General features: G+C 46.9%; 20 protein-coding genes. 10 read left to right on the top strand and 10 right to left on the bottom strand.

The window, feature by feature from the left end; all coding sequences use genetic code 11:
• Positions 1–22 precede the first annotated feature (22 nt).
• Positions 23–496: a biofilm surface layer hydrophobin BslB gene (bslB, locus tag TRNA_RS41675; RefSeq protein WP_003186322.1), complete on the bottom strand. Its 474-nt coding sequence runs from the start codon at positions 494–496 to the stop codon at positions 23–25.
• Positions 497–723: 227 nt separating this feature from the next.
• The gene (gene bslB / locus TRNA_RS41670) at positions 724–1,311 is read right to left on the bottom strand and encodes a biofilm surface layer hydrophobin BslB (protein ID WP_289362612.1); all 588 of its coding nucleotides are present in this window, start codon (positions 1,309–1,311) and stop codon (positions 724–726) included.
• A 310-nt stretch (positions 1,312–1,621) separates the two neighbouring features.
• On the opposite strand from bslB (TRNA_RS41670), the gene TRNA_RS41665 reads away from it, so the two are divergent.
• The 4 genes from TRNA_RS41665 to TRNA_RS41650 all read left to right on the top strand — a co-directional run bounded on the left by TRNA_RS41665 (position 1,622) and on the right by TRNA_RS41650 (position 5,774).
• Positions 1,622–2,284, top strand: coding sequence for a rhamnogalacturonan acetylesterase (locus TRNA_RS41665; RefSeq protein ID WP_003186317.1), 663 nt, complete (start codon positions 1,622–1,624; stop codon positions 2,282–2,284).
• A 114-nt stretch (positions 2,285–2,398) separates the two neighbouring features.
• Positions 2,399–4,114, top strand: coding sequence for an ABC transporter ATP-binding protein (locus TRNA_RS41660; RefSeq protein WP_011198425.1), 1,716 nt, complete (start codon positions 2,399–2,401; stop codon positions 4,112–4,114).
• 145 nt (positions 4,115–4,259) lie between these two features.
• Positions 4,260–4,568: a PadR family transcriptional regulator gene (locus TRNA_RS41655; RefSeq protein ID WP_011198424.1), complete on the top strand. Its 309-nt coding sequence runs from the start codon at positions 4,260–4,262 to the stop codon at positions 4,566–4,568.
• A gap of 12 nt (positions 4,569–4,580) precedes the next feature.
• On the top strand, positions 4,581–5,774 hold the full coding sequence (locus TRNA_RS41650; RefSeq protein WP_003186312.1) for a chromate transporter: 1,194 nt from the start codon (positions 4,581–4,583) through the stop codon (positions 5,772–5,774).
• Between the two features lie 42 nt (positions 5,775–5,816).
• On the opposite strand, the gene prpB is transcribed toward TRNA_RS41650, so the two are convergent.
• From prpB to TRNA_RS41630, 4 genes are all read right to left on the bottom strand, one after another.
• Positions 5,817–6,734, bottom strand: a complete 918-nt coding sequence (gene prpB / locus TRNA_RS41645; RefSeq protein WP_011198423.1) for a methylisocitrate lyase — start codon at positions 6,732–6,734, stop codon at positions 5,817–5,819.
• A 12-nt stretch (positions 6,735–6,746) separates the two neighbouring features.
• Positions 6,747–8,186, bottom strand: a complete 1,440-nt coding sequence (locus TRNA_RS41640; RefSeq protein WP_011198422.1) for a bifunctional 2-methylcitrate dehydratase/aconitate hydratase — start codon at positions 8,184–8,186, stop codon at positions 6,747–6,749.
• A 35-nt stretch (positions 8,187–8,221) separates the two neighbouring features.
• On the bottom strand, positions 8,222–9,337 hold the full coding sequence (mmgD, locus tag TRNA_RS41635; RefSeq protein WP_003186306.1) for a citrate synthase: 1,116 nt from the start codon (positions 9,335–9,337) through the stop codon (positions 8,222–8,224).
• Positions 9,338–9,412: 75 nt separating this feature from the next.
• Entirely contained in the window at positions 9,413–10,084 is a 672-nt protein-coding gene (locus tag TRNA_RS41630; RefSeq protein ID WP_003186304.1) for a GntR family transcriptional regulator, read from the bottom strand.
• A gap of 206 nt (positions 10,085–10,290) precedes the next feature.
• Between TRNA_RS41630 and TRNA_RS41625 the strand changes: the two genes are divergently transcribed.
• The 6 genes from TRNA_RS41625 to licH all read left to right on the top strand — a co-directional run bounded on the left by TRNA_RS41625 (position 10,291) and on the right by licH (position 16,629).
• Positions 10,291–10,881 carry a DNA-3-methyladenine glycosylase gene (locus TRNA_RS41625; RefSeq protein WP_003186302.1) on the top strand — a complete coding sequence of 197 codons (591 nt, stop codon included), beginning with the start codon at positions 10,291–10,293 and terminating at the stop codon, positions 10,879–10,881.
• 326 nt (positions 10,882–11,207) lie between these two features.
• Entirely contained in the window at positions 11,208–13,157 is a 1,950-nt protein-coding gene (locus TRNA_RS41620; protein WP_011198421.1) for a BglG family transcription antiterminator, read from the top strand.
• A 126-nt stretch (positions 13,158–13,283) separates the two neighbouring features.
• Positions 13,284–13,589 carry a PTS lichenan transporter subunit IIB gene (gene licB, locus TRNA_RS41615; protein WP_009329840.1) on the top strand — a complete coding sequence of 102 codons (306 nt, stop codon included), beginning with the start codon at positions 13,284–13,286 and terminating at the stop codon, positions 13,587–13,589.
• Positions 13,590–13,603: 14 nt separating this feature from the next.
• Complete coding sequence (gene celB / locus TRNA_RS41610; RefSeq protein ID WP_003186295.1) at positions 13,604–14,956, top strand: PTS cellobiose transporter subunit IIC; 1,353 nt, start codon at positions 13,604–13,606, stop codon at positions 14,954–14,956.
• 15 nt (positions 14,957–14,971) lie between these two features.
• Positions 14,972–15,301 (top strand): PTS lactose/cellobiose transporter subunit IIA, encoded by a 330-nt coding sequence (locus TRNA_RS41605; RefSeq protein WP_009329839.1) that lies wholly within the window; start codon positions 14,972–14,974, stop codon positions 15,299–15,301.
• Entirely contained in the window at positions 15,301–16,629 is a 1,329-nt protein-coding gene (licH, locus tag TRNA_RS41600) for a 6-phospho-beta-glucosidase LicH (protein WP_003186291.1), read from the top strand. Before TRNA_RS41605 ends, licH begins: the two co-directional genes overlap by 1 nt.
• A 101-nt stretch (positions 16,630–16,730) precedes the next feature.
• On the opposite strand, the gene TRNA_RS41595 is transcribed toward licH, so the two are convergent.
• The 4 genes from TRNA_RS41595 to dltC all read right to left on the bottom strand — a co-directional run bounded on the left by TRNA_RS41595 (position 16,731) and on the right by dltC (position 20,894).
• Positions 16,731–17,993 carry an MFS transporter gene (locus tag TRNA_RS41595; protein WP_003186290.1) on the bottom strand — a complete coding sequence of 421 codons (1,263 nt, stop codon included), beginning with the start codon at positions 17,991–17,993 and terminating at the stop codon, positions 16,731–16,733.
• A 232-nt stretch (positions 17,994–18,225) separates the two neighbouring features.
• Complete coding sequence (locus tag TRNA_RS41590; protein WP_009329838.1) at positions 18,226–19,317, bottom strand: branched-chain amino acid aminotransferase; 1,092 nt, start codon at positions 19,315–19,317, stop codon at positions 18,226–18,228.
• 171 nt (positions 19,318–19,488) lie between these two features.
• Positions 19,489–20,658: a D-alanyl-lipoteichoic acid biosynthesis protein DltD gene (dltD, locus tag TRNA_RS41585; protein ID WP_003186286.1), complete on the bottom strand. Its 1,170-nt coding sequence runs from the start codon at positions 20,656–20,658 to the stop codon at positions 19,489–19,491.
• Entirely contained in the window at positions 20,658–20,894 is a 237-nt protein-coding gene (gene dltC / locus TRNA_RS41580) for a D-alanine--poly(phosphoribitol) ligase subunit 2 (protein ID WP_003186284.1), read from the bottom strand. Before dltC ends, dltD begins: the two co-directional genes overlap by 1 nt.
• Positions 20,895–20,897 lie beyond the last annotated feature (3 nt).

Genomic DNA, 20,897 nt, shown 5'->3' with positions numbered 1-20,897 from the left:
TTATGCCGGCAGGCTTAAAATTTTACCGTGGCAGGATATCAACTGTAGCTTCTGCGTGGTTGTAGTTTCGCCCGAACTTTTGCAGCTCCGCGGTGATTCTGTGAGTGCCGGCGTTTGGAAGCGTTTTCCTAACCATGACCAGTTTGAACTCAGAAGAGCTGAAAGCGTAAACCGGCACTCTGACCGTTTGCCCGTCATTTAAAATCTGTGTATAGTTCAGTGTTCTGCCGTTCAGCGAATCTCTCGTATTCGCATGGAAGCGGTATGGGAAGTTAAATTCAACATAGCTTGAACCGACAAAAAAGTTCGGTTTGTAAGTGACTTCAATGTCTGAAGTTGTCCATTCTTTATTGCTGTCAACCGTCTCGACATGCAGCGTCGGAGCGTTTCTGTAAAAAGTGGCGCTCGCCTCTTCCGTCGGAAGAATGAAAGAAAACAATGCGGCTGAAGTTAATAGGCCGACTCCAATTTTACCGATAAATTTACGTTTCAACATGTACTTACCCCTCCTAATAAATGTTTTTAAAAAATGATGAAAAAGGAAAAAATAAGTTCGGAATCTACTATATTCCTTTTCCCGCTCCATCAATCTATCATCATTTACCAATCAAGTAAATATTTTTAAAGGAAAATTCTAAAAACATTTAAAAAATGCATGATATGTAAAGAAAAATACAATAGAACGGCTGCCGGCACATTCATGCCGGCGGGCCGAACATTGATTTAACGAGGGACAATCTCCAAAGTTGTTTCAGCATGGTTGATGTTTTTTCCATTTTGCTGCAGTTCAGCAGTAATTCTGTGAGTGCCGGCATTTGGAAGCGTTTTCCGAACCATGACCAGTTTGAACTCAGAGGAACTTAAAGCATAGACAGGAACTCTGACCGTTTGTCCATCATTTAAAATTTGTGTATAGTCAAGCGTTTTTCCATTTAGTGTATCTCTTGTGCTTGCATGAAAGCGGTACGGAAAATGAAATTCAACATAGCTTGAACCGACAAATGCGTTTGGTCTATAAGTAATTTCGATGTCTGAAGTTGACCACTCTTTATTGCTGTTAATAGTTTTTGCCTCAAGCACAGGCTTCTGAGTCGGGTTATCCGGTTGCGGATTGTCCGGCTGCGGTTTTTGAGGCGGCTGTGGTTTAGGTGCCGGCTTGAATGGCGGCGGACAAAAGATCGGTCCTCTAAAATGATTTGTTTTCACCTCTTGAGCATTTGCTCCTTGGGTAGGAATGATAAATGAAAACAATGCTGCAGAAGCTAATAGACCAACACTGATTTTACGAATGAATTTTCGTTTAGCATCGATAAGTTCCTCCTAATTGCAATGTTTAAGTTAAAGTAGAGGACGTCCTATTATTTTCAAGAAAAGGCAGAAATGAGATCGCGATCAACTATATTCCTTTTCTTGTTTGTTTAATCTATCACCATTTACCATCCAAGTAAATATTTTTAGATAAATTTCTAAAAAAATTAGTATAAATTGATAGTTTTCTGTCAATTGACGCCTTTTTTTTATAAAAAGGAGTCGTATAAAGAACAAAATGGTTAATTATGTATATTTGTTGCAGTTCCTTGAGGGGCGTTTTAATATAAATAAAAAGGGATCAGGGGGATGGATGATGCGAGACATTCAGTTGTTTTTGGCCGGGGACTCAACGGTTTGCGATTATGATGAGAATAGGGCGCCGCGTGCAGGCTGGGGGCAGAAAATCGGCGAGTTTTTAAGCGCAGGTGTTTTGATCCGCAATGAAGCGGCATCAGGAAGAAGCTCAAAAAGCTTTATTGAAGAAGGCAGGCTGAAGCGAATCATAACACAGATCAAAAGCGGCGATTATTTGTTTGTCCAGTTCGGTCATAACGACCAAAAACCGGATGATCGCTATACAGAGCCATACACAACTTACAAGCAGCATTTGACCCGGTATATAGATGAGGCACGGTTAAAGAAAGCCAATCCTGTTCTGATTACACCGGTCCAGAGAAGATCATTTGCAAGCGATGGCCGCTTTAAAAATACCCATGGCGACTATCCTGATGCGATGATACAGCTTGCGGAAGAGCTTCGGGTGCCGCTTATCGATCTCGCCTTCAAAAGCCGTCAATTGCTTGAATCGCTAGGACCGGAAGCTTCCAAAAAGCTGTATTTATGGCTTGAACCGGGGGAACACCCCAACTATCCGGACGGAGCCAGGGATGACACCCACTTTTGCGACTTCGGGGCAAAAGAAATCGCTAAGCTTGTTGCACAGGAAGCAAAAGAAGCGGGAATTCCTTTATAAAACAGCCTACTTGAGAATAATTTTCAATTATTTTTCGAAATTTTTGCACTTCCGATGCCAAACTGTGATACGATCAATCTCGTAAAGATTTTCAAAAGGAGTGCACATCATCCTATGATACGCCGCTTTTTTTCATACTATAAACCTCATAAACGTTTGTTCTTCATCGATTTCAGCAGCGCGATCGTCGTTGCAGTGCTGGAGCTGGCTTTTCCTCTAGTTGTTCAGTGGTTCATTGATACGCTGATTCCCGGGGGAGACTGGCTTGAAATCGTCTGGGTAAGCATCGGCCTCTTACTGATCTACCTGCTCAGCACAGGTCTGCAGTACATTGTCAATTATCTCGGGCATAAGCTGGGCATCAACATTGAAACAGATATGCGCCAGGAGCTTTTCCAACATGTACAGCGCCAATCTTTCCGCTACTTTGACAATACAAAAACAGGACATATCATCAGCCGCATCACAAATGATCTGTTTGATATCGGAGAGCTGGCCCATCACGGACCGGAAGATTTGTTCATCGCCGTGATGACCTTTTTAGGTGCATTTTGGATTATGCTGACGATTAATGTGAAGCTTGCATTGGTTGCAGTTCTGTTTGTGCCGTTATTGATTATCTTGATCATCTATTCCAATATCAGGATGAACCGGGCTTGGCGCCAGATGTACAGCGAAATCGCCGATGTTAATGCCAGGGTTGAGGACAGCGTTTCAGGCGTTCGCGTCGTTCAATCTTTTACGAATGAGCGCTTTGAGATATCCCGGTTTTTAAAAAACAATCAAAAGTTCCGCAAGGCGAAGCTGAAGGGCTACAAAACGATGGCTCTCACGACTGCCGGAACCTTTTTGATGACGCGGCTGATGATTCTGGCAGTGCTCGTGTTCGGAGCTTGGCTCAGTTTTTCCGGGAATATGTCCTACGGGGAATTCGTCGGGTTTGTTCTTTATGTCAACGTGCTGTTTAAGCCGATTGATAAAATCAGCGCCATTTTGGAGCTTTATCCTAAAGGAATGGCAGGATTTAAGCGGTTTACGGAGTTGATCGATACAAAGCCGCAGATTGTCGACCGCAAAGATGCGATTGATGTTCCGGCGCTGGAAGGAAACATCGTCTTCAAGAATGTGACGTTCGGCTATGAAAAACATAAACCCGTCCTGCGAGGCATCGATCTGTCAATTAAAGCCGGAGAAACCGTCGCCTTTGTCGGGCCGTCGGGAGCGGGCAAAACGACGATCAGCTCGCTGATTCCGCGCTTTTACGATATAGACGGCGGGGCCATCACAATTGACGGCATCGATATTCGCGATATGACAAAACGCTCTCTCCGTTCGCAAATCGGCATCGTCCAGCAGGATGTGTTTCTTTTTACGGGAACGCTCCGCGAAAACATTGCCTACGGAAAACTGGATGCCACAGATGAAGAAATTCAGCGGGCCGCCAAAATGGCGCATTTGGAACAGCTGATCGAGTCGCTCCCCGACGGTTATGAAACCCAGGTCGGCGAAAGGGGGCTGAAGCTGTCAGGGGGCCAAAAGCAGAGGATTGCCATCGCCAGGATGTTTCTAAAAAACCCGCCGATTCTCATATTGGACGAAGCCACATCAGCACTTGACACAGAGACGGAGCAGGTGATTCAAAACGCTTTGACGGAGCTCGCAAAAGACAGGACGACGCTTGTCATTGCCCACAGACTTGCTACGATCCGCAATGCCGACCGGATCGTGGTCGTGACAGAGAATGGAATCGCAGAAGAAGGGACACATGATGAACTGGTTGAGCGCGGCGGTATTTTCGCAAATCTTCATCGTGTACAGTATCAGTCGTAAATGATTGGAAACAGGCAAGCCCATGTTTGGGCTTGTTTTTTTAAGGGCAAAAGACCTTGAAAAGAAAGGGAACGGATGCTACACTTTCGTTATATATTATCGATATCGGATTTCGATATTGAATTTCGTTAAAGGGGGTGCGGTATTGGAAGATAAGGTATTGCGAAAGCTATTTCTAGGATTTATTCAAATTCATATTCTGCACCACGCCAGCGAACACCCGATTTTCGGATTGTGGATGCTTGAGGAATTGAAAGAGCACGGATATAACATCAGTGCGGGAACGCTGTATCCGATCCTTCATTCTATGGAAGCTGACGGACTTCTTCGAAAAGAAGAACAGAATGTGGACGGAAAGATCAGAAAATACTATTCAACCACGGAAAAAGGAGCAAGCGTACTGAAGGAAGCCAGATTGAAAGCATATGAACTGTTTAAAGAAATTAAAGAATAGGGGAGTGGAATGATGACAAAGCATAAAGCGGACAGAAGCTTGAAGTCGCTGCTTGAAATTCTATTCGTTTCAACCAGGCTTGGATTGACATCATTCGGAGGTCCGATCGCACATTTAGGATATTTTCATGCCGAATATGTCCGTAAAAGAAAATGGATGGACGAAAAAAACTATGCCGATCTGGTCGCTTTATGCCAGTTTCTGCCCGGTCCTGCCAGCAGCCAGGTGGGGATCGGAATCGGCGTGATGAGAGCCGGCGTCCTCGGCGGAATCTCAGCGTTCATCGGGTTTACTCTTCCATCTGTCATAGCGCTTGTATTATTTGCCATGGTTCTGCAAGGCTTCGATATTGGAACAGCCGGCTGGATTCATGGACTGAAAATCGTCGCCGTCGCCGTAGTCGCCCATGCCGTTATGGGGATGGCGCAAAAGCTGACACCTGATAAAAGGCGCAAAGCGATTGCGCTGTTTGCTCTGGTCGCCACTCTTCTCTGGCAGACGGCTTTTACACAGGTCGGAGTCATCCTGCTCGCCGCTTTCGCCGGATATCTTATCTATAAAGAGCAAGTTGAAACGGATGATTCCGTCATGCAGTTTCCTGTGTCGCGCCGGTTTGCAGCGGTCTGTCTCAGCTTGTTTTTCGGGCTTCTCATTTTGCTGCCGGTGCTCAGGGAAATGACATCTTCCGGCTGGATTGCCATGTTTGACAGCTTTTACAGGTCGGGTTCTTTGGTCTTCGGAGGAGGGCATGTTGTCCTGCCATTATTAGAACGGGAATTTGTACCGGCGGGATGGTTAAGTGAAGAGGCATTTTTGGCCGGATATGGAGCCGCACAAGCTGTTCCGGGGCCTTTGTTTACATTCGCTGCATATCTTGGTGCGGTGATCAGCGGCTGGCAAGGCGGATTGCTCGCCACAGCGGCGATTTTTCTGCCGGCGTTCCTGCTGATTCTGGGGACGCTGCCCTTCTGGGATACGCTGCGCCGCAATCCTAAAGTAAAAGGCGCTTTAATGGGAGTGAATGCAGCTGTTGTGGGGATATTGATTTCCGCGTTTTATCACCCGATCTGGACCAGCTCCGTATTGGCGCCGATCGATTTTGCATTCGCTGCGGTTTTGTTCAGCCTGCTTGTCTACTGGAAGCTCTCGCCGTGGATCATCGTTGCAGCCGGTGCTGTCGGCGGTGCGATGTTGCAGCTGTTGTAAGTGGAGAAGGCTGCCGATCATTCGGCAGCCTTGTTTCGCGTATCAACGGTGTTCTTTTCCGATTTCGGGAAGCACCGTTTTGGCAATATTTTCGTCCAGTTTTTCATAGTCGTAGTAATGAATCGCATCATATAATTCTTCGCGTGTCTGCATGTCATCGAGCACACCCTTTTGCGTGCCTTTTTCGAAAATCTCCGCGAAGACCCGCTCATAAGCTTTCGCGGCGGCGCGCAGGGAAGTCACAGGGTAAATAATCATGCTGCAGCCGAGCATTTGGAATTCGTCAGCCGTATAATAAGGCGTTTTTCCGAATTCGGTCATATTGGCCAGGAGCGGCGCTTTAATGGAAGAAGCCATTTCCCGGAATTCGGCTGCGCTCGTTAATGCTTCAGGAAAGATGGCATCGGCTCCCGCGTCGGCATATAAATTGGCGCGCCTGACGGCGGCTTCCATCCCTTCTGCTGCTTTTGCATCCGTCCGAGCCACGACAACGAGCGAAGGGGCGGTTTCTTTTATCGCTCTAATTTTTGCGATCATGTCCTCTGCGGGTACGAGCGTTTTTCCATTTAAATGTCCGCATTTTTTAGGCAGTTGCTGATCTTCGATTTGGACGGCTGCGACTCTGCTCTCGGCCATTTCGGCGGCCGTGCGTGCCGCATTTAGGACACCGCCGTAGCCGGTGTCGATATCGACCAAAAGCGGAAGATTTGCGGCTCTCACAAGTTCGCTTGCTTTTTCAGCGATTTCCTGGGAGTGTATCATTCCGAGGTCAGGGAGCCCGCGGCTTGCCGTGTAGGCGGCCCCGGAGAGATAGAGCGCTTTGAAGCCGATGTTTTTTGCGGTAATGGCAGCCATTCCGTCATGAACACCGGGTATTTTCAAAATATCAGGTGCTTTCATCAGTTTTCTGAATGCATTGGCCAGCTCTTCCTGAGTTGATTGTTTCGAGACAATCCACATATTCAAAACCTCCTAAATGACAAACAATTCCATGAAATCCGGTACAGGTGCACCGCTTAATCTGTGAGGATCATTCAGCAGGGCGTTGATTCGTTCCGCTTGCCCCGCCGGAAAGCGCGTTTTTAAATTATTGATAAATTTGTCTTTTAAGAGCGGGATGCCCTCGTTGCGGCGGCGCCGATGACCAATCGGGTATTCGACCGCGATTTTTTCCGAGTGTGTGCCGTCTTTATAAAACACTTGAACAGCGTTGGCGATCGAGCGTTTTTCCGGGTCGAGATAATCGACGGAATACTGTTTGTTTTCGACTGTCGTCATTTTTTCGCGCAGCCTGTCGATCTCCGGATTTTGCGCGGTTTCGTCTTCATAATGGTCAGCGGTAATATCGCCGTAGATCAGTCCGATCGCTGTTATATACTGAAGGCAGTGATCACGGTCAGCCGGATTGTGTAATTCTCCCGTTTTGTCGATAATCCGGATGGCCGATTCGTGCGTCGTGATCACGATTTGGCCGATGTCATCAAGTCTGTCCTTCACTTCAGGGTGAAGCCTGATCGCGGCTTCAGCAGCCGTTTGAGCGTGGAATTCAGCCGGATACGAAATTTTAAAAAGGACATTTTCGATGACATAAGAGTCGAGCGGTCTGGCGAGCGTCAATTCTTTTCCTCCGAATAAGACATCCTGAAAACCCCACATTGGAGCAGACAAAGCGGTTTTATATCCCATTTCGCCTTTCAAGGTCATCATCGCGAGCCTCACGCCGCGGCTAGTCGCATCACCGGCTGCCCAGGACTTACGCGAGCCGGTATTCGGAGCATGGCGGTACGTCCGCAGGCTTGAATTATCGACCCAGGCCTGGGAGACGGCATTGATAACATCCTGTTTTGTGCCCCCCAATAGTGAGCATGCCACAGCAGTGGAGGCGACTTTTACGAATAGCACATGGTCAAGCCCGTTTCTGTTTAAGCTGTTGTCGAGAGCAAGGACGCCTTGGATTTCATGAGCCTTAACAATTGCCGTCAGGACATCGTTAATCGTGAGCGGTTCCTTGCCCGCCGCGAGCAGCTGCCTGCTGACATAGTCGGCGCAGGCTAAAATCGCTCCGAGGTTATCTGACGGATGGCCCCATTCGGCCGCAAGCCATGTGTCGTTATAATCGAGCCAGCGGATCATGCAGCCGATATTAAAGGCGCCGTGAACAGGATCAAGCTCAAATTGCGTTCCCGGGACGCGGGTGCCGTTCGGGACGACGGTACCCGGGGCAATCGGGCCGAGATGCTTGGCGCATTCCGGATATTTGAGCGCCAATATTCCGCAGCCCAGTGTATCCATTAAGACGTAACGGGCGGTTTCAATCGCTTCTTCGCTTGAAATCTTGGCATTTACCGTATAGTCGGCGATCTCTTCCAGCAATTGATCACAGTTTTGGAGCGTTTGACTTTCAGTTTTCATAACATCTATCTCCCTTCTTTCTGAATCAAAGCGAATTATGGATGAAGATGACGCGGTCCCGTATAGTGAACTCTCGGGCGGAACAGCCTGTTGTCTTCATGCTGTTCAATGACATGCGCGCTAAGACCGACCGACCGTGCCGCGAAAAATATCGGAGTATAGAGATCGATCGGTATGCCGAGCAGGTAATAGACTGGAGCCGCATAGTAGTCGAGGTTCGGATACAGGCCTTTTTCTTCGCGCATCAGCTTTTCGCCGGCATCGCACATCTCATATAAATCCTGTCTGCCGGTTTTATGAGAAAGCGAATAGAGCGCCTTTTTCAGCAAGGCTGCGCGCGGGTCCATTTTTCTCATATAGACGCGGTGCCCAAAGCCCATGATTTTTTCTTTTCTGCTTAACTTATGTTCAATCAGCTTGCAGAAGCCCGATTTTGTTTCTCCTTCGAGCAGCATGTACATGACCGCTTCATTCGCACCGCCGTGCAAATGTCCTTTTAGCGATGCTGCAGCGCCTGTGAAAGCACCGTATATATCTGTGTTTGTCGATGCGATGACTCTTGCGGCAAATGTGGAGTTCGGCATTTCGTGCTCGCTGTAAAGCATTAATGTCTGATCAAAGACGGCTGTTTCTTGGGGAGTCGGTTCTTTTTCCGTCAGCATATATAAAAAGTTCTGGCTGAATGAAAGCTGTTTGTCAGGCGTGATGACGTTTTTCTGGTGAAGGATGCGGTAGCTGTTGGCGGTAATATTCGGAACCTGTGCGATCAAGCGCAGCGCTTTGCTTCTGTTTGCTGCTTGAGATCTGTCATTCAATTCGGGATCATATCCTGCTAAAGCGGAAATCCCGGTTCGGAGCGCATCCATCGGATGGGTATTATTCGGAAGCGACTTCAGAATAGTATAGATTCCGCCGGGCAGTTCATACGCACTTTTTAAAGCGCTTTCAATTCCTTTCAATTCCATTGGATCTGGCAGCTTATCTTGAAGGAGAAGATAGACGAGGTCAAGATATGTTTTTTGTTCTGCAAGTTCGATTAAATCATAGCCTTTAATGACGATTTGTTCCGCTTCCGTATCTAAGAAAGAAATGTTCGTTTCTCCAGCAATAACGCCTTCTAATCCCGGTTTAAATACACCTTGTTTGCCCATTTTTCCACCTCTTATTCGTTTTTTAACATTTGTGTCAAAAACGTGCTGTGAGAATGGCATTGGCTGTTCGGCGGATTAGTATGAACGTTCGAGCGTTTCTTCAATTGAACGTAAGCTTCGTTTAATGTGGGAACGCATGGCGGCTTCTGCCAAAACGCTGTTTTTTTCTTTGACGGCATTAAAAATATCCAAGTGTTCATTGAAAGATACAGACGGTTTGTAGTCAGGATTTTTGTATCCGCTGATTCTGCGATACCGTTCAATCCTGCTTTCAAGCTGATCCAGAAAACGTTTTGCGGTTGCATTTGTGCTGATGGCGTGCAAGATAGAATGAAATTCTGATCCGTATTTGACCGTATCTGTTTTGCGGCCCTTTACGGCAGCCAGCTTCATCAGTTCGATGCGGTCTTCAAGCTGATGAAGGCTCTCCGGCGTCACCAGCTGTGCGGCTTCGGCAGTGAGTAGTCCTTCAAGCGCTTCACGCACTTTAAAAACCTCTTTCGCTTCAGCGAGCGAAATCGGGCATACGCGAAGCCGGCCGTTCGGCTGTTTACTGACCAATCCTTCAAGCTCCAGCCGGTAAAGAGCCTGGCGAAGAGGAGTTCTGCTGATGTTTAAACCCTTTGCAAGACTGTCTTCAGCAAGCTGTTCAGAGGGAGGATATTCAAGTTCGATGATTTTCGTTCTTAATTCGTTATAAGCGTAATCACTTGCAGACTGTCTTTTGACTGGATTTGAAGAGTGCATGAAAAAAGCTTTCGCCTCCTTTTTTCAGAATATAATTATTATTGTATACAATAATACAGATATGTCAATGTCATCCACTGAAGACCAATAAATCATCTCATTCATCATTGCCTTCATTTCTGGCATCTCGTCTGTCGAAAATGGTAAAATATATCACAATCGACAAAGAGGCGATTTGCTTTTTAGCAAAAAGGAGGCCAACAAAAATGAATCCAGCTCACGAACCTCTCCCGCTCGAATTTTACAACAAGCCAACAATTGAACTTGCCAGGTCCCTGTTGGGCTGTCTTCTCGTTAAAGAAACGGAAGAAGGGCCTGCTTCAGGATATATTGTGGAGACAGAGGCTTATAAAGGGCCAGGGGACAGAGCAGCTCACAGCTATGGCAACCGCCGGACAAAGCGCACCGAAATCATGTATCGTGAAGCCGGCGTGGTGTATACGTACACCATGCATACCCACACACTCATCAATGTTGTAAGCGGAGGAGCCGATGAACCTGAGGCCGTGCTGATCAGAGCGCTTGAACCTCATGAAGGCCTCGCGCTGATGGAGAAGCGAAGGAGCGGAAAGAAACCGCGCGATTGGACAAACGGTCCGGGAAAGCTGACAAAGGCGCTTTCCATCACGATGAACGATTACGGCAGACCGCTGACGGGGCCGCCGCTTTATATCGCAAAAGGGTATGAACCCCAAGATATTTTGAGCGGTCCGCGAATTGGCATTGACAACTCAGGTGAAGCGAGGGAATACCCTTGGCGATTCTGGATAAAAGGGAACCGCTATGTCTCAAGATAGTTAAAAGGTTTGGCTCCCGTTCATCAGGGAAAACAGTAAAAAAAACAGGAGGGAGTCAAGCCATGAAAAAAATGATTAAAAGCGCCGTCAAATGGGCGCCTGTCATCTATCCGATCGCATGGAAAATCATTAAAAACCGAAGGGAGAAAAAGAATCTGAAAGCCGGTTAAACCGGCTTTTTTCTTGGAGAAAGGCCAAATTGACTTGAAAGCGCAGTCATAATAGAATTTACTTAACTATGAGACAAATTTCACAAAAAAAATGAATATACCTGAGTGTATAGGTTTGTTCTCGGTTCAAGTATCTTAGTGGGAGGGTCTTTTTCTATGCTCAATGCTCGGCTTAAGCTTATCCTCGGCGAATTGATAGGGGCAGAATCACCATTAACCAGCGCATATTTGGCCAATGAGCTAAATGTGACCTCTCGGACGATCAGATCAGATGTGAAAGAATTAGACCGGCTTCTCTCCAAAAACGGCGCTGCCGTCCAATCGATCAGGGGTGCAGGCTATCGGCTCTCCATCAAGAATGACCGCCTCTTTCGCCAGCTTCTGCAGCACACATTTCATCAAGAGCTTTCTACTCCCGTTTTTCCAAATGAGCGTATTCTCTATTTATTAAAAAGGCTTCTCTTAACTGAGGAGTATGTCAAACTTGAAGATTTAGCCGCTGAGATGTATATCAGCAAATCGACGGTCCAAAACGATATGAGAGATGTGAAGAAAAGGCTTAAACCTTACGACATTGAGCTGAAGATCAAGCCGAATTACGGCTTTAAGCTGAAGGGAGATGAGATGAAGCTGCGATCGTGCATCGCAGAGCACCTTTTTCCAAAGCGGGAAACGGATATTGATATTATGAACACCCGGATATCCATTCTCCCAAAAGAAGAGCTTGCTATGATCCGTCAAACGATTTTAGAAAAAATAAGCGAAGATCAAATTTCTCTTTCAGATATCGGACTAAACAATCTTCTCATCCACGTCGCCATTGCATGCAAACGCATCCGAAGCGGCAAACATGTTTCTCTTTATTCCAAAGATGTAAAGGAGATTATGAATCATAAAGAATATGAAGTGGCGAGGGCGATTGTCCGCACTCTTGAACAAAAGCTGCACGTGGCGTTTCCAGAAAAAGAAACGGCCTACATCGCCATCCATTTGCTTGGCGCGAAAAGGACGGTTATGGCCGCCATTCGCAGCGGTGCAATCGAAAGCATGATGGATGAAGAAGAGACAGACCGGCTGACGCAATTGATCATGAAAACCATCGATCAAAAATTCACCCTCGGCATTGGGGATGACAAAGAATTAAAAATCGGTCTCGGCCTTCACCTAAAACCGGCTTTGAATCGCTGCAGATACGGCATGAATATCAGAAATCCAATGCTGGATGCAATTAAGGCCAATTATCCGCTCGCATTTGAAGCGGGTATTCAAGCCGGTGAAGTCATCAAAAGAGAGACGGGATTTGACATTCAGGAAAGCGAGGTCGGCTACCTCGCGTTGCATATAGGCGCAGCCATGGAAAGAAGAAACATGAACAGGCCCTCAAAACGCTGTATGATTGTCTGTGCTTCAGGGGCCGGAAGCGCCATGCTGCTTCAGGACAGACTGCGGGCAACATTCGGTTCAAAGCTTGAGATCCTTGGAACGGTTGATTACTACAAGCTGAATCAAATGTCGCTCCATGCACTCGACTTTGTTATCAGCACAATACCGCTGTCCGATGATCTTCCCATTCCGGTGATTCAAGTAAACACAATACTGGGAGGGGGAGATTTAACGAAAATAGAACAAGTGCTTGCCGAAGATGACGGAATCGCTTCGACTTATACGAGAAAAGAGCTTGTCTTTTTGCGGGAAAGTCTGTCTTCAAGAGAGGATGTCCTTCGCTTTCTGTGCGGAAAAGTGACGCAATCAGGGCTTGCAGACGCGGGGCTTGAAGCCTCGGTCTTTGAACGGGAGGCCGTTGCGCCCACTTGCTTCGGCAATCTGGTTGCGATTCCGCATCCGATGACACCAAAAACCGCTTCAACTTTTTGGGCGGTTTGCACGCTGCAAAAACCGATAGTCTGGGAGAATAAGAGGGTTCAATTCGTCTGCCTTCTTTGTGTAGAAAAGGACAATACAGCAAATTTGCAGGAGATGTACAAATTTTTGGGCCGTGTTTTAGATGACAGGGCGATTGTCCGGGAACTCCTGAAATGCAAAACGTACGGGGAGTTTATGTCCGTCTTTAAAAAAAGCGGGCCGGCTCATCGATATGCCAAATGAAGATGTCCCCTTGTCTTTTTTCCTCTTCGCTGAGGAAAATCATTAAGTGTATATGAAAACGGTTTCATTATATGATGAAACTGTAAGAGAGATCAGACAAGATACGTAAAAGGGGGACTATTTAACATGAATATCTTATTAGCTTGCGCCGCAGGAATGTCAACGAGTCTGCTTGTGACGAAAATGGAAAAAAGTGCAGAGGAACAAGGAAAAGACTATAAAATCTGGGCCGTTTCCGGAGGAGAGGTTCAGAATCATATCGATAAAGCCGACGTATTGCTTCTTGGCCCGCAAGTCCGTTACATGCTCCCGCAATTAAAGAAATTAGGAGAATCGAAAGGTGTATCCGTCGATGTCATCAATACGGTCCATTACGGAACTTGTAATGGAGCTGAAGTGTTAAAATCCGCCGAACAGCTTGCCGGCTCTTAAAGGAGGCGGCACAAGTGAACAAGTTTAATGCATTTTTAGAGGAGAAGATCATGCCGGTTGCCGGCAGAATTGCCGCCCAGCGCCATTTGCAGGCTCTCAGAGACGGCATTATTCTGACCATGCCATTAATCATTATCGGATCGCTGTTTCTCATTTTAGCCAATTTGCCGATTCCGGGATATCCGGAATTCATGGCGGGGATTTTCGGCGATCAATGGGCTGAGAAATTAAGCTATCCGGTTAATGTCAGCTTTGACATTATGGCGCTGATCGCCACGTTTGGCATCGCCTACCGTCTGGCGGAGAAATATGATATCGATGCCCTGTCATCGGGCGCCATTGCCGTAGCAGCTTTTCTGCTTGCGACCCCCTACCAGATTCCGTTCACACCCGAAGGCGCAACAGAGGAAATTTTAGTGTCAGGCGGCATCCCGATTTCATTAATGGGAAGCAAAGGTCTGTTTGTCGGCATGCTGATCGCGATGTTCTCCACTGAGGTTTACCGCTGGGTCGTTCAAAAGGATATTGTCGTCAAAATGCCGGACGGCGTACCGCCGGCTGTCAGCAAATCATTTATCGCTCTGATTCCGGGATTCGCCGTTATCGGCTCGATCTGGGCGGCCCGCCTTTTAATTGAAATGACGCCGTTTGAAAGCCTCCATAATGTCGTCAACGTCCTTTTGGGAACGCCTCTTTCCGTCCTTGGCGGCAGTCTCGGCGGAAGCCTTATTGCCGAAACTGTGAAAATGCTGCTGTGGTCCTGCGGCCTTCATGGAGCAAACATTGTCGGCGGAGTGATGTCGCCGATCTGGTACGGAGCGATGGACGAAAACCGTCTCGCTTTCCAAGCCGGAGAAGCGCTCCCGAACATATTTACGACGCAGTTTTTTGAGATTTGGATCAACATCGGCGGCAGCGGCGCTACTTTGGCTTTGGTCATTACGATGTTTCTTAGGGCGCGAAGCAAGCAAATGAAACAGCTCGGCAGACTCGCCATCGGCCCCGCTGTTTTTAACATCAACGAACCGATTATCTTCGGCATGCCGATCGTCATGAACCCGATGCTGCTGATCCCGTTCATCGTGTCGCCGCTGCTGATGATAACGGCAACCTATATTGGAATGAGCACAGGTCTTGTTGCAAAGCCGGCTGGGATTGCCGTGCCGTGGACGATGCCGCCCGGCTTTTCCGGATATTTGGCAACAGGAGGGAAAATTTCCGGAGCGGTCATGCAGCTGATCAATCTGTTGATCTCGTTTGTCGTATACTATCCGTTCTTTAGAATGTGGGATAAACAAAAGCTGAAAGAAGAGAGCGAACTGGAGACCGGAACGGCTGCAAGCGATGGTCAACAGGTCAGTGTATAGAAAAGGGGTGCCAAAATGTCCGAGGAATTGGAACAAACGATATTTCAAATTATCCTTCACGGAGGAAACGGCAGGAGCTTTTGCATGGAAGCGATAGCCGAAGCCAAAAAGGGAGATTTCGCAGCTGCAAAAGAAAAGATCCGGGCGGCTGACGAAGAACTGATCAGGGCGCATCACTTTCAGACAGCTTTGATTCAAAATGAAGCGAAGGGTGCGAAAACCGAACCTTCACTGCTCATGATTCATGCCCAGGATCATTTAATGAATGCGATGACCATGAAAGATTTGGCCGCGGAGATTGTCGAGCTCTATGAAAAAATGAATATCCACGGAGGTGTCAATTGATGAAAAAAGGATTGAAAATCGTAACAATTGGCGGAGGTTCAAGTTATACGCCCGAGCTTGTCGAGGGATTAATCAAACGGCATGACGAGCTTCCGGTCAGCGAGCTCTGGCTCGTCGATATACCGGAAGGGGAAGAAAAACTTAATATCGTCGGCACGCTGGCGAAGCGAATGGTCGAAAAAGCAGGCGTCCCGATCAAAGTCCATCTGACGCTAGACCGCAGGGAGGCTTTAAAAGACGCTGATTTTGTCACGACGCAATTCCGCGTCGGCTTGCTCGAAGCGAGAGCAAAAGATGAACGAATTCCTTTAAAATACGGGGTGATCGGTCAGGAAACAAATGGACCGGGCGGCCTTTTCAAGGGGCTTCGCACCATTCCGGTCATCCTTGAGATTGCAAAAGACATCGAAGAACTGTGCCCCGACGCGTGGCTTGTCAATTTTACCAACCCGGCAGGCATGGTGACTGAAGCGCTGCTCCGCTATTCTAATTTGAAAAAAGTCGTCGGGCTCTGCAATGTGCCGATCGGCATGAAGATGGGGGTTGCAAAGGCGCTCGATGTTGATGAAAGCCGCATAGACATTCAATTTGCAGGATTAAATCATATGGTGTTCGGACTCGACGTTTTCCTTGACGGCGTCAGCGTCAAAGACAAAGTGATCGAAGCGATGGCAGATCCAGAAAATGCGATGACGATGAAAAATATCTCCGGAGAATCGTGGGAACCCGACTTTATCCGCGGCCTTGGCCTGATTCCGTGCGGCTACCACCGCTACTACTATAAAACACAGGAAATGCTTGAACACGAACTGGAGGCTTCAAAAACGGAAGGAACGCGTGCAGAGGTTGTTCAGCAAGTTGAAAAGGAATTGTTTGAGCTGTATAAAGATCCGGAGCTGGCGATCAAACCGCCCCAGCTTGAAAAGCGCGGCGGCGCATATTACAGTGATGCCGCCTGCAACTTGATCAGCTCGATTTACAATGACAAGCACGATATTCAACCTGTTAACACGATGAATAACGGAGCGATCGCAAGCATTCCTGATGACTCCGCAGTGGAAGTCAACTGTGTCATGACGAAAAACGGGCCGAAACCGATCGCGGTCGGAGATTTGCCTGTCACCGTGAGAGGTCTTGTCCAGCAAATTAAATCGTTCGAACGCGTTGCGGCTGAAGCGGCTGTTACAGGCGATTACAACACTGCACTTGTGGCCATGACGATCAACCCGCTCGTTCCGTCCGACAAAATTGCGAAACAAATACTGGACGAAATGCTTGAAGCGCATAAAGAGCATCTTCCGCAGTTTTTTAGATCTGTAGAAGCATAGGAATAGATTTGAGGTTCCGGTGTGTTTGCCGGAACCTTTTCATTGTTGGAGGCGCCGCTGCGCCCGCCTGACCCGGTGAAACTGCGGCCGTCACATTCGTACTACATATTTGCGCTAGCTTCTTTTTCTTTTATCAGATCTGACCGCCGGGCCCTGGCAAGCTGAGTAAATATGAGGATGCCGATGCCCGCAATGATTTCGATGAAGCCGCCGATTGCAATCACGTTTCCCGCGCCAAGCATTTTTGCGGCATATCCGCAGGCAATTGCCCCTAAAGGAAGCGATAGATTTGTGATCATATGGATGACTGCAAACACTTGAGGCTGGTCATCCCCTTCGACAGATGTCTGGATAATCGTGAATTCGGGGACATTAATCGAGCTGATGGCTGCCCCGAATGCAAAGGCGGCGAGAAATACGAGCGGCAGGAAAGTATTCAGTCCTGCGATAAAATAAGCTGCACCTTCGAGAATGCCTGCCGTAATAAAAAGGAGTCCGTACCTGTTGATTTTTACTTTTGCAAGGATAAATCCCAGTAAAAATGCTCCTCCTGCCGTCGTCGCCTTCAGCAGCGAGTGGATGAACGGCGTTCCGTTTAAATCCTCAGCAACATATACCGCGGAAAGGGCTTCCCAGGGTGAAGCCGCCAGGTTCATGAAGATGCAATAAATCGCGAGCGGATATAATATTTTGTGGTTTTTCACCAATGTAAATCCTCTTTTTAATCTCGCAAAATATGTACCTCTTTGAGCAAGAGACTTAGACTGTGAATGAGTCCGGGTGATGCTGTATTTGATGCAAAGCATGAATAGGCCCGATATGATATAAAAGATAAATGAAAAGACCAAAGTCGTTGCAGGACCGATAAAAGTCAGCAGCACTCCGCACAATGTAACGGCTCCCAGCCTGATGATTTCTGAAGAAGACTGGAGAATCGCGTTGGCTTTTTGGATGAGATTTTCGTTCACGATCTGCGGAATCAGCGTAATTGACGCCGGGTTATATGTCGCGCCTGTTGCCGAATGGATGATCATGAGGCCTAAAACAAACCACATCGGTGAAAAGCCGTTTAAATAGCAAATCGGTATAGTAATGACGACGGCTGCCCTTGTTAAATCCGAAAAGTACATCCAGAATTTCAGGGCGCTTCTTTTGACTAAAGGCCCTGTAATCGGCGCCAAAAAGGCTTCGGGGAGAAAAGTGACGGCAAGAAGCAGGGAAGTGCCGATTGCACCTTTTCCGTCAAAGATTAAAAACCATAAAATAGAATTGAAGGCAAAACAGTCAGCAGAGATTTTGATTAGCCTGGAGATGAAAAGGAACGTGTAATTCTTTTCCCAGACGCTCAATTTTGTTTGATCCATCGTTCAGCGTCCTTTCTTGATTTGCGTGTTACATCAGAACGGATAATCTCTCCTTTCCGGCATGGTTATTGATAATTTTAACATAAAGTATATAAAATGGAATCGCTTTATGCGGGAGGGATGGCAAGTCGGATTGAAAAAGAGGCAAGTAGGGTGGAAACAGAGCCTGGCGCCGGCGAATTTTACGATAAGGGTGCAAGCCCTCTTTTTTGCAAAAGAGAGCTTAAACCGCTTAGCAGGACTGGCTTACTTTATCAACTTCAACTGTCCAGCCGAATGTGTCAGGCAAAGCGCCTTTTTGAATACCGGTGATCGTTTGGTAGAGCCTTTTGGCGATTTCTCCAGTTTGACCGTTGTTGATCACAAGGCTTTCGTCTTTCCAGATCAGCTCGCCGACGGGGGAAATGACAGCGGCGGTTCCGGTGCCGAATGCTTCCTCAAGCAGGCCGTCTTTGTGAGCCTGAACCAGTTCATCAACTGAAATTTTTCTTTCGGTTACGGAGAGTCCCCATTGTTTTAAGAGATGGATGACGGAGTTTCTCGTAATGCCTTCCAAAATGCTTCCGTTTAGAGCCGGAGTGACAATTTCACCGCTGATTTTGAAGAAGATGTTCATGCTGCCTACTTCTTCAATGTATTTCTTTTCAACTCCGTCAAGCCACAGCACTTGTGAGAAGCCTTTGCTTTCCGCAACTTCCTGAGCCTTCAGGCTCGCAGCGTAGTTTCCGGCCGTTTTTGCATTGCCTGTACCGCCTGCCACAGCACGGACAAATTCGCTTTCAACAGCAATTTTCACAGGGCGGATGCCTTCTTTGTAATAAGATCCGACCGGCGATAAAATGATCAGCATTTTATACATATTGGATGGGGCGACGCCAAGGTACGGTTCTGTTGAAATAATGAACGGACGGATATAAAGGGATGTCCCCTCAGCTTGAGGAATCCATTCCTTGTCGATCTGAACCAGCTGCTTCAGCCCTTCCAGAACGATTTCAGGATCAACCCGGGGAATGCAGAGGCGGTCGTTGGATTTATTGAGTCTCTCGAAGTTTTTTTCAGGTCTGAACAGAAGAACTCTGCCTTCGCTTGATAAATAAGCTTTTAATCCTTCAAAAACGGATTGTCCGTAGTGGTAAACCATTGCAGCCGGGTCCATTTCAATCGGCTGGTAAGGAACGATTCTCGGATCGTGCCAGCCGTTTTCAGCCGTATAGTCCATGATAAACATGTGGTCGGTAAAGGTCCGGCCGAATTCGAGCTTGTCAGCCTCTGGCTTTTGCTTTTTTGCTGTACTGAGCTGTACGCTGATCGTTTGTTTTGTCATATTCATTCTCCCTGCCGTTTCTAGTCTTTTTCCAAAAAATATTTATCTTCTATTTTAAACCTTCTCTTGATAATCGCAATAGATTTCAGAGAAATTTGTAAAATAGAATTTTTGGAAACATTAAAAATTTAAAACAGGAAAAAAAGGGACTCCCCAGCGGGGAATCCTTTTTTATGATGACTTTTTATAAAAAGCTTCGATCTCCTGATCGACGTAAACCCAGCCTTTCCAGCCAAGGTGGAGCGTATCTTTCAAGAAGTACGGATCATATTCATGATTCGTTAAATCAGCAACTTGAAAGCCCTCTTGTTCGATTTCTTTTTTGATCTTTTTATAGAAATCCGTCCGGCCTTTTTTAGGGAAGCCGGTATAGTCGTAAAATTTGCCGTGGACCGGAACCGAGATGAACAGCGGTTCTGCGCCGGATTCTTTCAAAACATCCATCATGAGATGGAAATCGTGGAACTCGACGGACTCGGCATAGTTCATCTTTTTATTATGGCCTTTAAGCTTTTTCAGCTTCGGCTTCAATTTCTTATAAACGCCGTTTGAGATTTTAAACTCATTGTTCCGGGATTCTTTGGCGCCGACCTTTTCGGCCATCTGTTTTAATTCATCCCACGATTTGTTTTTTACATCTTGGGAAATGGTCCGCTTCGGTCCGTCTCCTTCAACCATGGAATAATAGATGTCCTTTTTCTCCAGAATGCTTTGGTAAGCTTTTGCCGGCGGCGTCAGAAGAGACAGTGCCACCTTGTCCTGGTCGAGCTCGGCTTTAAAAAGGGCTGAAAGCAGAGCGTCATTTTTCACTGCATGAAATTTAAGCATGCGTTTGATGATTTTTTTCTTCAGCCCGGAATCGACATTTTGATTGAACACAAGATCGTATGCCTGCAAAGCCGAGAAGTTCGGCGCAAAGTGGGCTTCGTCCGAGCCGTGTTTTTGAAACCACTGCGGAGAGATAATGAAAACGATTTTCTTGCCCTTTAATTGATCAGACTGCGCCGCAAAGTTGATCGCGTGAATCAAGGACTGTGAGCCGCCTTTTCCGACCAGGTAAGGCGTGAACCCTTGATTGTTTACTTTAAAATAGTTAGACGGATGGAATGCATCTAACCGGGACAATTCCGATGATCCGAAAATCGGCAGATATTTCGGGTCTTCAAGCGCTTTGCCTTGAAGATACATCCCCTGGAACATCATCGGGTTTAATTCTGTAGCTGAAGTTTCGACGCGATCTTTAGGAACCAGCTTTGTCAGCCATGCATTTGGGATCAAGATCGCGGTGAAAAAAAGTAAAAATGCCAAGATGATTGGCCCGAATAAAAAACGCTTTTTCATTATCTCAACTCATTCAGCTGCTTTATGATTTGATTTGGCGTGTTCCATGCATCCCGGTCAAACTCTGTAATCGGCACTGTGATGTTAAAATGGCTTTCGAATGCGAGCAGCAATTCCACCGTGCCGAAGGAATCGAGGATTCCCTCTTCGAATATATCAATATCCGGATTTTCCTTTACGATATCGTCCTGACATACCTCTGCTAAAACTGAAAGTACTTCTTGATTAAAATCCATTAT

It is taken from the genome of Bacillus licheniformis DSM 13 = ATCC 14580 (assembly GCF_000011645.1).
GTDB classification, from domain to species: Bacteria; Bacillota; Bacilli; order Bacillales; family Bacillaceae; genus Bacillus; species Bacillus licheniformis.
Note: the sequence above shows the minus strand (reverse complement) of the source record. Positions and strands in the feature narration are given on the sequence as shown.